Annotated in this window: 12 protein-coding genes; 8 read left to right on the top strand and 4 right to left on the bottom strand. The window is 69.7% G+C overall.

Annotated elements, in window-relative coordinates; translation table 11 throughout:
* Positions 1–3 precede the first annotated feature (3 nt).
* Positions 4–1,353: a hypothetical protein gene (locus MCHUDSM44219_RS18855; protein WP_048419785.1), complete on the top strand. Its 1,350-nt coding sequence runs from the start codon at positions 4–6 to the stop codon at positions 1,351–1,353.
* A 78-nt stretch (positions 1,354–1,431) separates the two neighbouring features.
* On the top strand, positions 1,432–1,845 hold the full coding sequence (locus MCHUDSM44219_RS18850) for a hypothetical protein (protein WP_048419784.1): 414 nt from the start codon (positions 1,432–1,434) through the stop codon (positions 1,843–1,845).
* Between the two features lie 473 nt (positions 1,846–2,318).
* Here the strand turns inward: MCHUDSM44219_RS18850 and coaA are convergent, their stop codons facing one another.
* Positions 2,319–3,257 (bottom strand): type I pantothenate kinase, encoded by a 939-nt coding sequence (gene coaA, locus MCHUDSM44219_RS18840; protein WP_048419782.1) that lies wholly within the window; start codon positions 3,255–3,257, stop codon positions 2,319–2,321.
* Between the two features lie 30 nt (positions 3,258–3,287).
* Between coaA and MCHUDSM44219_RS18835 the strand changes: the two genes are divergently transcribed.
* The 5 genes from MCHUDSM44219_RS18835 to MCHUDSM44219_RS18815 all read left to right on the top strand — a co-directional run bounded on the left by MCHUDSM44219_RS18835 (position 3,288) and on the right by MCHUDSM44219_RS18815 (position 9,385).
* The gene (locus MCHUDSM44219_RS18835; RefSeq protein ID WP_048419781.1) at positions 3,288–4,496 is read left to right on the top strand and encodes a hypothetical protein; all 1,209 of its coding nucleotides are present in this window, start codon (positions 3,288–3,290) and stop codon (positions 4,494–4,496) included.
* 52 nt (positions 4,497–4,548) lie between these two features.
* The gene (locus tag MCHUDSM44219_RS18830) at positions 4,549–6,018 is read left to right on the top strand and encodes a glycine hydroxymethyltransferase (protein WP_048419991.1); all 1,470 of its coding nucleotides are present in this window, start codon (positions 4,549–4,551) and stop codon (positions 6,016–6,018) included.
* A 53-nt stretch (positions 6,019–6,071) separates the two neighbouring features.
* On the top strand, positions 6,072–6,899 hold the full coding sequence (locus MCHUDSM44219_RS18825) for an acyl-ACP desaturase (RefSeq protein WP_048419780.1): 828 nt from the start codon (positions 6,072–6,074) through the stop codon (positions 6,897–6,899).
* 212 nt (positions 6,900–7,111) lie between these two features.
* Positions 7,112–8,425: an RNA 5'-3' helicase PhoH2 gene (locus tag MCHUDSM44219_RS18820; protein ID WP_048419990.1), complete on the top strand. Its 1,314-nt coding sequence runs from the start codon at positions 7,112–7,114 to the stop codon at positions 8,423–8,425.
* A gap of 78 nt (positions 8,426–8,503) precedes the next feature.
* Positions 8,504–9,385: a polysaccharide deacetylase family protein gene (locus MCHUDSM44219_RS18815; RefSeq protein ID WP_048419779.1), complete on the top strand. Its 882-nt coding sequence runs from the start codon at positions 8,504–8,506 to the stop codon at positions 9,383–9,385.
* Between the two features lie 3 nt (positions 9,386–9,388).
* Here the strand turns inward: MCHUDSM44219_RS18815 and MCHUDSM44219_RS18810 are convergent, their stop codons facing one another.
* The 3 genes from MCHUDSM44219_RS18810 to glpX all read right to left on the bottom strand — a co-directional run bounded on the left by MCHUDSM44219_RS18810 (position 9,389) and on the right by glpX (position 12,173).
* The gene (locus MCHUDSM44219_RS18810; RefSeq protein ID WP_318280451.1) at positions 9,389–9,562 is read right to left on the bottom strand and encodes a hypothetical protein; all 174 of its coding nucleotides are present in this window, start codon (positions 9,560–9,562) and stop codon (positions 9,389–9,391) included.
* A gap of 122 nt (positions 9,563–9,684) precedes the next feature.
* Entirely contained in the window at positions 9,685–11,109 is a 1,425-nt protein-coding gene (locus MCHUDSM44219_RS18805; RefSeq protein WP_048419777.1) for a class II fumarate hydratase, read from the bottom strand.
* A 35-nt stretch (positions 11,110–11,144) separates the two neighbouring features.
* The gene (gene glpX / locus MCHUDSM44219_RS18800) at positions 11,145–12,173 is read right to left on the bottom strand and encodes a class II fructose-bisphosphatase (protein ID WP_048419776.1); all 1,029 of its coding nucleotides are present in this window, start codon (positions 12,171–12,173) and stop codon (positions 11,145–11,147) included.
* A 55-nt stretch (positions 12,174–12,228) separates the two neighbouring features.
* Here glpX and MCHUDSM44219_RS18795 point away from each other — a divergent pair, with 55 nt between their 5' ends.
* On the top strand, positions 12,229–12,933 hold the full coding sequence (locus MCHUDSM44219_RS18795) for a DUF4245 domain-containing protein (RefSeq protein WP_048419775.1): 705 nt from the start codon (positions 12,229–12,231) through the stop codon (positions 12,931–12,933).
* Position 12,934 lies beyond the last annotated feature (1 nt).

The following is a 12,934-nucleotide window of genomic DNA, read 5'->3' as shown; positions in this document are numbered from 1 at the left end:
GTCGTGATCGGCCTGTCCGCTCTGGTGTTCGCACTGAGCTGGTGGCTGGGGCTCTACCTGCTGGCCCGTGACCCGCGCAAGCCCGTACTTGTGCTCGCCGCCGTCGGGCTGACCAGCTTCGCCGCGGTGGTGGCGCTCGACGCCATCCGGACCACCGGCGGCGTCGACGCGCTCGGTCGCGTCGAGGTCTACTTGATGGCGGTGCCCGGCATCGCCTGGTTCGCGGTGCTGCTGGAGTTGTCGCGGCGGCGCGACTCGTGGCGCAGCCGGGCCGGCGAGGCGGCGTTGGTCGGCGCCGCCGCGATCGTCGCGTTCAGCGGCGCCGCGATGGCCGGCGGTGTGGAGGGTCCGCTGCGGCTCGGCCACTGGGTGCTGTTCGCCGCGGTGTCGGTACCCGCGCTGGGCGCCATGGTGTACGCGATCGTGCGCCGCAACCAGCCCCGCCCGGTCGTCGGCTTCGTCGTGGTGGCCACGCTGTTCTTCGCGCTCGGCAACGCGATCCTGGTCATCCCGCTCGGCCTGGTCCCGAGCTGGCTGGCGTTGGCGTCCACCGGCTTCGACGTCGTGCTGCTCGGCGTTGCGGTCGCGATCGGGGACGCGTTCGACGAAGGTCAGGCGCTGCGCAACGCCATGCTGCGCTCGTTCATCGGGACGACGGTGGTGGCGGCGCTGTTCGGCGGGCAGGTGCTGATCGGGCTGGCCGTCTCCGGGCAGACCACCACGCTCGCGGTGCTGCTGTTCACCAGCCTGGCCGTGGCGATCGCAGTCAACGTGCTGGCCGACCCGCTGGCCGGGCTGCTCGACCGGCTGGCGTTCTCCCGCTCGCCGGATCTGCGGGCCGAACGGGCCGCGCTACGCAGCACCGAGGCTGCCCTGCCGCTGCGGGCGTCGGGCCCGCTGGACGGGATGGACGAGGAGACGTTCGTACGGGTCACCCGCCGCGCCCTCGGGCATTACTCGGATCTGTCCAAGCTGGTCGCCAGCCCGCTGACGGCCCTGCCGATCATCGACGACCGGTTGGCTCGCCGCGGCGCCCCCGATCAGCCGCTCGAGCGGGCCAACGAACTGCGCGCGCTGCTCGCCGAGCGGATCGCCGCCCTCAAGCCCCGCGACGGCGCCGACTTCGGCACCACCGAACAGTGGCGCCACTACAACGCGCTGTACTTCCCGTACGTCGTGGGTGTGCGGGCCTACGCCCAGAACGCCACCGCCGCCGGCCTGGACCCGGTGGCGCGCCAGGCGTGGCAGTGGCTGGTCACCGAGGTGCCGCAACGTTCGCTGCACAACTGGCAGAACGCCGCCGCGCGCGTCATCGCCACCGACCTCAAGAGCAGCCTCGTCGCCGTGCGCTGACCCCGCTGACCTGCGGTTGGCAGCAGTTGGCAGTAACCGGTGTCGATGTGGCAGCGGAATCTGCGAACCGTGAGTGACATGACCGCCGTCACCCACCGCCCCGCCGGGGTCACCCCGTCGCAGGACCAATTGCTGCGCGTCGCGCTGCGCGCCGACGCGACGATGTGCGCGGGCCTCGGCCTGTTCGTCGCGATGGCCGCAGACCCGTTGGGCCGCCTGTTCGGGCTCACCGCCACAGCCGCCTGGCTCGGCGGAGCCGCGCTCGTCGCGTACGGCGCGGCGCTCTTCAGCGCGGCGCGGCTGGCCGGCATCCGCCGGGTCGGCGTCGCGGTACTCGCCGGGAACGTCGTCTTCACCGCCACCGTGGCCGTCGTGCTGGTGAGCGGCGCGCTGCCGCTGACCCACGCCGGCGTCGCCGCCGCGCTGGCATTCATTGCGGCCACCGTCGGGCTGTCCTGGCTGCAGTACCTCGGGGTGCGCCGGTTGGCGTGACCCCCGCATGAGCCGGTCCGGAGTCGCCGTCGGGAGAGGTCACGGCGTCGACTCCGGCACCGGTCGAATCGAAATGTCCCTACCAGAAAGGAATCGTCATGACCGCTGCACTCAATTCCCGCCTGAACACCTCCACCGACTCCCTGCTCCGCTTCGCGATGCGCGCCGACGCGGTGCTCAGCGGGCTGACCGGCATCGGACTGCTGATCTTCGCGCCCCGGGTGGCCGAGCTGTCCGGCACCACGGCAACGTTCGAGTACGCGACGGGTGCGTTCTTCGTCGTCTTCAGCCTCGCGGTGCTGGTGCTCGCGTCGCGCCCGGCGATCCGCACGTCGGGTCTGGTGCTGGCCGTCGGCAACCTGCTGTTCACCGTCGCGACCGTGATCCTGGTTCTCTCCGGTCGAGGCCAACGAGGTGTTCGTNGTCTACACGCTGGTGATGGCCGAGCTGCAGTACCAGGGCGTGCGGCGCATCTAGAGTTTGCGCAGCCGCAGCCGGTTGATGGAGTGGTCGGCGTCCTTGCGCAGCACCAGCGTGGCCCGCGGCCGCGTCGGCAGGATGTTCTCGATCAGGTTCGGCCGGTTGATCGAATGCCAGATGTCGCGGGCGGCGAACACGGCCTGCTCATCGTTTAGCGTGGAGTAGTGATGGAAGTGCGATGCCGGGTCGGCGAAGGCGCCGGCCCGCATCGACAGGAACCGGGAGATGTACCACTCCTCGATGTCCTCGATGCGGGCGTCGACGTACACCGAGAAGTCGAACAGGTCCGAGACCATCAGCGCCGGCCCGGTCTGCAGCACGTTCAGTCCCTCCAGAATGAGGATGTCGGGATGCGTGATGATCTGCTTCTCGCTCGGCACGATGTCGTAGAGCAGATGTGAGTAGACCGGGGCGCACGCCGCGTCGGCACCGGACTTGACCGCGGTGACGAAGCGCATCAGCGCCCTGCGGTCGTAACTCTCCGGGAAACCCTTGCGGTGCATCAGGTTCCGGCGGGAGAGCTCGGCGTTGGGATACAGGAAGCCGTCGGTGGTCACCAGGTCCACCCGGGGGTGGTGTTCCCAGCGCGCCAGCAGCGCCTGCAGCACACGCGCGGTGGTCGACTTGCCGACCGCCACACTGCCGGCCACCCCGATCACGAACGGCACCGGCCGGTCCGGATTCTGCTGCGGCTCCCCGAGGAAGTCCGCGGTGGTGGAGAACAGCGCCTGTCGCGCCGCGACCTGCAGGTGAATCAGCCGGGCCAGTGGCAGGTAGACCTCTTCGACCTCGAGCAGGTCGATCTTCTCGCCGAGGCCGCGCAGCCTGACCAGCTCGTCCTCGGTCAGCTTGAGCGGCGTCGACATCCGAAGTGCCTGCCACTGACTTCGGTCGAACTCCACGTAGGGGCTGGGTTCGCTCAGCCGCGCCATGGCCCCAGTCTTGCAGTTAGCGTGGTGGGTATGGACGCCGGTACTGGTTCTGCGCCCCTGATCCGCGACTACCTGATGCTCGGGCTGCGCTTCGACCGCATCGAGGAGGGCTACGTCGACTCCTTCACCGGCGACCCGGCACTGCGGCGTGCGGTCGCCGACGAGCCCGCGCCCGATCCGGCCGGGCTCGCCCGTGAGGCGCGCAGGTTGCTGGCCGAACTCCCGGCCGGACTCGACGGCGACCGCGCCGCGTTCGTCGGCGCGCACCTGCGCGCGCTGGAGTGCGCGGCCCGAAAGTTCGCCGGCGGGGATGTCGGTTTCGTCGACGAGGTCGAGGCCTACTTCGACGTCCGCATCACCAAGGGCGACCCGGAGCGCTACCGGGAGGCGCACGCCAAGCTCGACGACGCGCTCGGCGGCACGGGTCCGCTCGCCGAGCGGATCGGGGCCCACCGGGTGGCCGAGGAGATCCCGCCGGCGCGGCTCGAGGAGGCCATCGGAGCGTTCTCCTCCGCGCTGCGCGACCGCGTGCGCGCGACGTTCCCGCTGCCCGACCGCGAGACCATCACCTATGAGGTGGTGACCGACAAACCGTGGTCGGGGTTCAACTACTACCTCGGCGACTACCGGTCGACGGTCGCCGTCAACGCCGATCTGAAGCAGCAGATGTCCAACCTGCCGCGGCTGGTGGCCCACGAGTCCTATCCCGGGCACCACACGGAGCACTGCCGCAAGGAGGCCGGACTGGTCGAGGGCAAGGGGCAGGCGGAGCAGACGATCTTCCTGGTCAACACGCCGCAGTGCCTGATGGCCGAGGGGCTGGCCGATCTGGCGCTCTATGCCGCCGTCGGACCAGGCTGGGGGAGCTGGGCCGCCGACATCTACGCCGATCTGGGGCTGCGGTTCGACGGCGCGCGGGCGGAGACGATCTCGGAGGCGACGGCCGCGCTGGCCGACGTCCGCCAGGACGCCGCGCTGATGCTGCACGACGAGCACCGCGACGTCGACGACGTGGTCGACTTCCTCAAGCGGTGGCTGCTGGTCGGCGACGAACGCGCCCGGCAGATGCTGCGGTTCCTGTCCTCGCCGCTGTGGCGGGCGTACACCAGCACCTACGTCGAGGGTTACCGGCTGCTGCGCGGCTGGCTCGACGACCGCCCCGACGGGGTGACGCTGACCGATCGCTTCACCACACTGCTGGACGAACCGCTGATCCCGTCGTCGCTGCGGGCCGCCTGAAACGCCCGATGTGGTTTCTCGGGGGCGCCCGTCGCGGACTACTCTCGTGGGCATGACCGCCGAGTCCGTCACCACCTCTGGCCAGGGCGCCGAGTACGCCGACACCGCCAGTGAGGCCTACCGGGCCGCGCTGCGGGTGATCGAGAGCGTCGAACCCCGCATCGCCGAGGCCACCCGCAAAGAGCTTGACGATCAACGTCATTCGCTGAAGTTGATCGCCAGCGAGAATTACGCGTCGCCGGCCGTGCTGCTGACGATGGGCACCTGGTTCTCCGACAAGTACGCCGAGGGCACCATCGGGCACCGGTTCTATGCCGCCTGCCAGAACGTCGACACGGTCGAGGCGCTGGCCGCCGAGCATGCCCGCGAGCTGTTCGGCGCCCCGTACGCCTACGCGCAGCCGCACTCGGGCATCGACGCCAACCTGGTGGCCTACTGGGCGATCCTGGCCACCCGGGTGGAGACACCGGGCCTGGCCGAGTTCGGCGCCAAACACATCAACGACCTGTCCGAGGCGGACTGGGAGACGTTGCGCGCCAAGCTGGGCAACCAGCGGCTGATGGGAATGTCACTGGACACCGGCGGCCACCTGACGCACGGTTTCCGGCCCAACATCTCCGGCAAGATGTTCCACCAGCGCCAGTACGGGACCAATCCGGAGACCGGGTTCATCGACTACGACGCCGTCGCCGCCGCGGTGCGCGAGTTCAAGCCGCTGATCCTGGTGGCCGGCTATTCGGCGTATCCGCGCCGGGTCAACTTCGCCAAGATGCGCGAGATCGCCGACGAGGTGGGCGCCACCTTCATGGTCGACATGGCGCACTTCGCCGGCCTGGTGGCGGGCAAGGTGTTCACCGGTGACGAGGACCCGGTGCCGCACGCGCACGTCGTGACGACGACGACGCACAAGTCGCTGCGGGGCCCGCGCGGCGGGCTGGTGCTGGCCACCGCGGAGTACGCGCCCGCGGTGGACAAGGGCTGCCCGATGGTGCTCGGCGGACCGCTCTCGCACGTGATGGCCGCCAAGGCCGTCGCGCTGGCCGAGGCCCGCCAGCCCGAGTTCCGCACCTACGCCCAGGCCGTCGCCGACAACGCGCAGACGCTGGCCGACGGGTTCGTCAAGCGGGACGCCTCTCTGGTCACCGGCGGCACGGACAACCACCTGGTGCTGCTCGACGTGACGTCGTTCGGGCTCACCGGCAGGCAGGCCGAGTCGGCGCTGCTGGACTCCGGCATCGTCACCAACCGCAACGCGATCCCGGCCGACCCGAACGGCGCCTGGTACACCAGCGGCATCCGGTTCGGCACGCCGGCGCTGACCACCCGCGGGTTCGGCGCCGACGACTTCGACCGGGTCGCCGAGCTCGTCGTCGACGTGCTGTCCAACACCCAGCCCGCAGCCGGGCCGAACGGTCCGTCGAAGGCCAAGTACACGCTGGCCGACGGGACCGCGGAGCGGGTGAAATCCGCCGCCGCCGAACTGCTCGACGCCAACCCGCTGTACCCGGGGCTGACCCTCTGACGACACGGCGCGGAAATTTTACGATTCCCACAGAATTGGGTTAATGTAACCGCATGGCACAGAAACCTGTCGCTGATGCGTTGACCCTCGAGCTCGAGCCCGTCGTCCTGGAGCAGCTGCGGCGCCACCTCGACACCGAGGACGCCTGGTTCGCGCACGACTACGTGCCGTTCGACCAGGGCGAGAACTTCGCCTTCCTCGGTGGCCGGGACTGGGACGCCTCGGACGTGACGCTGCCCAAGAAGGTCACCGACGCCCTCGAGATCCTGCTGATCACCAAGGACAACCTCGCCGGGTACCACCGCGAGCTGGTCGAGCACTTCATCCTCGAGGACAAATGGGGCCGGTGGCTGGGCCGCTGGACCGCCGAGGAGCACCTGCACGCGATCGCGCTGCGCAACTACCTGGTGGTCACCCGTGAGGTGGATCCGGTCGCGAACGAGGACGTCCGCGTCGCCCATGTCATGAAGGGCTACCGCGCCGACACCTACAGCCAGCTCGAGACCCTGGCCTTCATGGCGATGTGGGAGCGCAGCCATGCCGTGTTCTGCCGCAACCTGGCCGCCCAGATCGACGAGCCGGTGCTGCGCGGGCTGGTCGGTCGGATCGCGAGCGACGAGGAACGCCACGCCGAGTTCTTCACCAACGTGGTCGCCTACTGTCTGAGCTCCTCGCGTGAGGAGACCGTCGAGGCGATCGCCACCCGCGCCGCCGCGCTCGACCTCGTCGGCGCCGACATCGACGCCTACGCCGACAAGGTGGCCACCGTCGCGGAGGCCGGCATCTTCGACCGCGCCGCGCTGCGCTCCGCCGTCGCCAACTCGCTCGCGGCATGGGGACTCACCGACGAACCCCGGTTCGCGGAGTTCACGAGCTCGTAACCGGCACGCCGTTTCGTCCCGGCGCGCCTGCGAGGCGCGGATGCTGCACCGGGAGTAGCGTCGTTTTCGATGGCTAGCGACATGCTCTGCTATCCGGGCGGTCCGAATTCGTTTCGACGAAAGGGCCGGCCCCGGTCCTTTCGGCCGCGCTCGTGTCCACCGAGATGTTCGCGTGGGGCACCGCGAACTCGCGCAGCCTCGAGGAGCGCTACGTGACCGATTCTCCCGTCCGCACCTACGTGCTCGACACCTCCGTGTTGTTGTCCGATCCCTGGGCCATCACGAGGTTCGCCGAGCACGAGGTCGTGGTTCCGCTGGTGGTGATCAGCGAACTCGAGGCCAAACGGCACCATCACGAACTCGGCTGGTTCGCGCGCCAGGCACTACGGATGTTCGATGATCTACGCCTGGAGCACGGCCGCCTCGATCAACCCATTCCCGTTGGGACACAAGGCGGTACGCTCCACGTCGAGCTCAACCACAGCGATCCGACCGTGCTGCCCGCAGGCTTCCGCACCGACAGCAACGACGCCCGCATCCTGACCGTCGCAGCCAACCTGGCCGCCGAGGGCAAGCGGGTGACGCTGGTCAGCAAGGACATCCCGCTGCGCGTCAAGGCCGGCGCGGTCGGGCTGCTTGCCGACGAGTACCACGCGCAGGACGTGATCACGTCGGGCTGGACCGGGATGGCCGAGCTCGAGGTGGGCTCCGAGGACGTCGACGCCTTGTTCGCCGACGGCGAGATCGACCTGCAGGCCGCCCGCGATCTGCCCTGTCACACCGGAATCCGGTTGCTGGGCAGCAACTCTCACGCACTGGGCCGGGTCAATCCCGACAAGCGGGTGCAGCTGGTCCGCGGTGACAGGGAGGTGTTCGGCCTCCGGGGAAGGTCAGCCGAACAGCGTGTCGCCCTTGATCTGCTGCTCGACGAGTCCGTCGGCATCGTGTCGCTGGGCGGCAAGGCCGGCACCGGCAAGTCCGCGCTGGCGCTGTGCGCCGGCCTGGAGGCGGTGCTGGAGCGCCGCACCCAGCGCAAGGTCGTGGTGTTCCGGCCGCTGTACGCGGTCGGCGGCCAGGATCTGGGCTACCTGCCGGGCAGCGAGAGCGACAAGATGGGCCCGTGGGCGCAGGCCGTCTTCGACACCCTCGAGGGGCTGGCCTCCCCGGCGGTGCTCGAGGAGGTGCTCTCGCGCGGCATGCTCGAGGTGCTGCCGCTGACCCACATCCGCGGCCGCTCGCTGCACGACTCCTTCGTGATCGTCGACGAGGCACAGTCGCTGGAGCGCAACGTGCTGCTGACCGTGCTGTCCCGGCTGGGCAGCGGCTCGCGGGTGGTGCTCACCCACGACGTCGCCCAGCGCGACAATCTGCGCGTCGGCCGGCATGACGGCGTGGCCGCGGTGATCGAGAAGCTCAAGGGGCACCCGCTGTTCGCGCACATCACGCTGCTGCGCAGCGAGCGCTCACCGATCGCGGCGCTGGTCACCGAGATGCTGGAGGAGATCAGTCCCGGCGCCCTGCCGTGACGCGAATCGGGCGCGGACACCGACGCTGAGCGTCATCGCCCGCGCCCGATTCGCAGGGTGGGTAGGTAAGCTGCCTCCGTGCTCACCCGCTTCGACAGCCTGACCTGGCGTTACACCAGGACGGTGCTCGGCGTCGCCGCCGCCGTGGCGGTGCTGGTGGTCGGCGGCCTGACCGGGCACGTCCGGCCGGCCAACGCCGACGACGTGAACTGCGCACAGGTCAAGTGCGTGGCGCTGACGTTCGACGACGGGCCCAGCCCGTTCACCGACCGCCTGCTGTCGGTGCTGCGCGCCAACAACGCCGAGGCGACGTTCTTCTTGATCGGCAACAAGGTGGCCGCCAATCCGGCCGGAGCCCGGCGGATCGCCGACGCCGGCATGGAGATCGGCACCCACACGTGGGAACACCCGAACATGACGACGATCCCGCCGCAGGACATCGCCGCCCAGTTCAGCAAGGGCATCGACGCGATCCAGGCCGCCACCGGTCAGCGCCCCACGCTGTCGCGCACTGCCGGCGGGCTGGTCAACGACGCGGTGCTCGCCGAGGCCGGCCGGCAGGGGCTGGCCGACATCAACTGGGACGTCATCCCGTTCGACTGGGCCAACGACAGCAACACCGCCGCGACCCGCGCGCTGCTGATGAGCCAGATCAAGCCGAACTCGGTGGTGCTGCTGCACGACACCTACTCCTCGACGGTGGATCTGGTGTCCCAGTTCATCCCGGTGCTCAAGGCCAACGGCTATCACCTGGTGACGGTGAGCCGAATGCTCGGCCCGCGCGCGCCGGGCAGTCTCTACGGCAGTCGCGAGAACGGCCCGCCGGTCAACGAGCTCGTCGACATCCCGGCCGACCAGATCCCGTCGCTGCCGGACACGCCGTCGCCCGCGCCGATGCCGAATTTCCCGATCACCGACATCCCGGACCAGAACTCGGGCGGCCCCACCAACGGCGCGTAACCGTCACTGCCTGCGACGTTCCTCCATCAGGTACCACCCGGCGGCGGCGGCCCCGGACACCGCGAGCACGCGGTCGGCGCCCCAGGCGCGCCTGCCTGTCGACAGGTCGAGCAGAGACGCCAGTCCGAGCATGACGAAACCCGTTGTCAATGCGGGTTGGCTGGTCGCCGTGGTCACGAGCGCTGCAGAATCGCGGTCGGCAGGCAACATCGCCTCCTGGGAAAGCCTGGAACAGGGTGTGGCCCTTATCTTCTGCCCACCGCCGCGATTCGTCAGGCGATTCGACTGATTCGTCGCCGTCAGCGCCCGTCGTGCACCTTGGCCATCTTCAGCACGTCCAGCCGGCGGTCCAGCTCTTCTTCGGAGAGCTTGTCGCCGATCAGACCGCGGTCGATGACGGTCTGGCGGATCGTCTTGCGTTCCTTGAGCGCTTCCTTGGCGACCTTCGCGGCCTCCTCGTAGCCGATCGCCGAGTTCAGCGGCGTCACGATCGAGGGCGAGGACTCGGCCAGCTCGCGCAGGTGCGCGTCGTTGGCCACCAATCCGTCGATGCACTTGGCGGCGAACAGCTTCGACACGTTCGACAGCAGCGTGAACGACTCGAGGACGTTGCGCGCCATCATCGGGATGTAGACGTTGAGTTCGAAAGCACCGGACAGGCCGCCGACGGTGACGGCCGCGTCGTTGCCGATCACCTGCGCGGCCACCTGAGTGACGGCCTCGGGGATGACGGGGTTGACCTTGCCCGGCATGATCGAGCTGCCCGGCTGCAGGTCGGGCAGCTGCAGCTCGCCCAGCCCGGTCAGCGGACCCGACCCCATCCAGCGGATGTCGTTGGCGATCTTGGTCAGCGACACCGCGATCGTCTTCAGCGCACCCGACGCCTCGACGAGCCCGTCGCGGGCGGCCTGAGCCTCGAAACTGTCCACAGCCGTGCGCAACTCGGCGATCCCGGTCTGGTCGACCAGCACCTCGACCACCTTGGCGCCGAACCCGTCGGGGGCGTTCAGGCCGGTGCCCACCGCGGTGCCGCCGATCGCGAGCTCACCGAGCCGGGGCAGCGTCGCCTTGACCCGCTCGATGCCCGCCTGGATCTGGCGGGCGTACCCGCCGAACTCCTGGCCGAGCGTCACCGGAACGGCGTCCATCAGGTGGGTGCGGCCGGACTTGACGGTGGTGCGCCACTGGCGGGCCTTGGCCTCCAGCGATTCGTGCAGTACCTCCAGAGCCGGAATCAGATGGCGCACTGCGGCTTCGGTCGCCGCGATGTGCGTCGCGGTGGGGAACGTGTCGTTCGAGCTCTGCGACATGTTCACGTCGTCGTTCGGGTGCACCGTCACCCCGTTCGCCGCCGCGATCGACGCGATGACCTCGTTGGTGTTCATGTTCGAGCTGGTGCCCGAGCCGGTCTGGAACACGTCGATCGGGAACTGGTCGTCGTGCTGTCCGTCGGCGATCTCGGCGGCCGCGGCGATGATCGCGTCGGCCTTCTCCGGCGCCAGCAGGCCCAGGTCCTTGTTCACCTGGGCGCAGGCGCCCTTGAGCAGGCCGAGCGCGCGGATCTGGGTGCGCTCCAACGGCCGGAACGAGATCGGGAAGTTCTCCACCGCGCGCTGGGTCTGCGCCCGCCACAGCGCGTTCTTGGGCACCCGCACCTCGCCCATGGTGTCGTGCTCGATGCGGTACTCGGGTTCGTCGGCTGCGTTGACAACACTGTCGGCCATGGGCTCCCTGTTCGTTTTTTCTCGAGGTGGTTGGACTACGGCAATGGATAGGCGGCGGACTTGTCGCCGGTGAAGTCGACCGCGGAGTACTCGTTGAGCTTCGAGAGCCGGTGGTAGGCCTCGATCATCCGGACCGTGCCCGACTTCGAGCGCATCACGATCGACTGCGTGGTTGCGCCGCCACCGGAGTAGCGGACACCGCGCAGCAGGTCGCCGTCGGTGACGCCGGTCGCGGAGAAGAACACGTTCTCGCCGGAGACGAGGTCCTCGGTGTGCAGGACGCGGTCCAGGTCGTGTCCGGCGTCGACGGCTTTCTGCCGCTCGGCGTCGTCGGTGGGGGCGAGCACCGCCTGGATGGCGCCGCCCATACAGCGGATGGCCGCGGCGGTGATGATGCCCTCGGGCGTGCCACCGATGCCGGCGAGCAGATCGGTGCCGGAGTTGGGCCGGCAGGCCGAGATGGCGCCGGCGACGTCGCCGTCGGAGATCAGCCGGATGCGGGCACCGGCGTCGCGCACCTCGGCGATCAGCTGGGCGTGCCGCGGACGGTCGAGCACACACACGGTCAGGTCGGCGACGCTGGAGTTCTTGGCCTTGGCGACCCTGCGGATGTTCTCGCCGATCGGCACGGTGATGTCGATGACGTCCACGGCGTCCGGGCCGACGGCGATCTTGTTCATGTAGAACACCGCCGACGGGTCGAACATCGCGCCGCGCTCGGCGACTGCGAGCACCGAGATGGCGTTGGGCATGCCCTTGCTCATCAGCGTGGTGCCGTCGACCGGGTCGACCGCGAAGTCGCACTCCGGGCCGTCGCCGTTGCCGACCTCCTCGCCGTTGTAGAGCATCGGGGCGTTGTCCTTCTCGCCCTCGCCGATCACCACGACGCCGCGCATCGACACCGAGTTGACCAGCTCCCGCATGGCGTCCACGGCGGCTCCGTCGCCGCCCTCCTTGTCTCCGCGTCCCACCCAGCGGCCGGCCGCCATGGCGCCCGCCTCGGTGACCCGCACCAGTTCCAGGGCCAGGTTGCGGTCCGGGGCTTCACGTCTCGATGGCGTCATGCGCCAGATTCTCCCACTAACCGCCCACTGTTCGGGAAGAGGGATACTGGCAGACATGACGACGCCGCCCGACTCCGGTCACGCCGCGGAGCGCGAGAGCACCGACCCGGCCGAAGCGGGCTACACCGTGCCCGTGGCGCGGCCGGCGAAGTCCCGCCTGCTGCAGGACGGCCGGGACATGTTCTGGTCGATCGGCCCGCTCGTGGTGGCCTGCGTGATCCTCGCCGGCGTGCTCGGGATGTGCTCGTTCGCGCCCACCGGCCCGGGCCCCGGCCCGGTGCCCGACTACGACGCCCCCGCGGCACTGCAGGCCGATGCCGATGCGCTCAAGATCCCGATCCGGGTGCCGCTGCTGCCGCGCGACTGGCGGGCGAACTCCGGCAGCCGCAAGGGCATCGACGGCGGGCGCACCGATCCGGTGACCGGCCAACCGGTGCGCGCGGTGGCGTCGGTGGTCGGCTTCCTCGCCCCGAGCGGGATGTATCTGAGCCTGACGCAGAGCAACGCCGACGAGGACAAGCTCATCGCGTCGTTCGGGCCGGATCTGGTGCCCACCGGCACCGTGGACGTCGACGGCGTGCGCTGGATCGTCTACCAGGGTGGCGAGCGGGACGGCAAGGCGGCCGAGCCGGTGTGGACGGCGCAGGTGCGCGGCCCGACCGGGCCCGCGCAACTCGCGCTGACCGGCGCCGCGGGTACGGACGAGTACCGTACGCTGGCGGCGGCGACGCAGTCCCAGTCGCCGCTGACCGTGACCTGAC

The sequence above is a fragment of the Mycolicibacterium chubuense genome (genome assembly GCF_001044255.1).
Lineage (GTDB): Bacteria > Actinomycetota > Actinomycetes > Mycobacteriales > Mycobacteriaceae > Mycobacterium > Mycobacterium chubuense.
The sequence above is the reverse complement of the archived record's forward strand: the minus strand, read 5'-3'. Positions and strand labels throughout refer to the sequence as shown.

Bases quoted from the DNA above. Each gene is read 5' to 3' on its own strand.
- MCHUDSM44219_RS18850 (WP_048419784.1), top strand. From the start codon at position 1,432: ATGACCGCCGTCACCCACCGCCCCGCCGGGGTCACCCCGTCGCAGGAC.
- coaA (WP_048419782.1), bottom strand. From the start codon at position 3,257: ATGGCGCGGCTGAGCGAACCCAGCCCCTACGTGGAGTTCGACCGAAGT.
- MCHUDSM44219_RS18835 (WP_048419781.1), top strand. From the start codon at position 3,288: ATGGACGCCGGTACTGGTTCTGCGCCCCTGATCCGCGACTACCTGATG.
- MCHUDSM44219_RS18830 (WP_048419991.1), top strand. From the start codon at position 4,549: ATGACCGCCGAGTCCGTCACCACCTCTGGCCAGGGCGCCGAGTACGCC.
- MCHUDSM44219_RS18825 (WP_048419780.1), top strand. From the start codon at position 6,072: ATGGCACAGAAACCTGTCGCTGATGCGTTGACCCTCGAGCTCGAGCCC.
- MCHUDSM44219_RS18805 (WP_048419777.1), bottom strand. From the start codon at position 11,109: ATGGCCGACAGTGTTGTCAACGCAGCCGACGAACCCGAGTACCGCATC.
- glpX (WP_048419776.1), bottom strand. From the start codon at position 12,173: ATGACGCCATCGAGACGTGAAGCCCCGGACCGCAACCTGGCCCTGGAA.
- MCHUDSM44219_RS18795 (WP_048419775.1), top strand. From the start codon at position 12,229: ATGACGACGCCGCCCGACTCCGGTCACGCCGCGGAGCGCGAGAGCACC.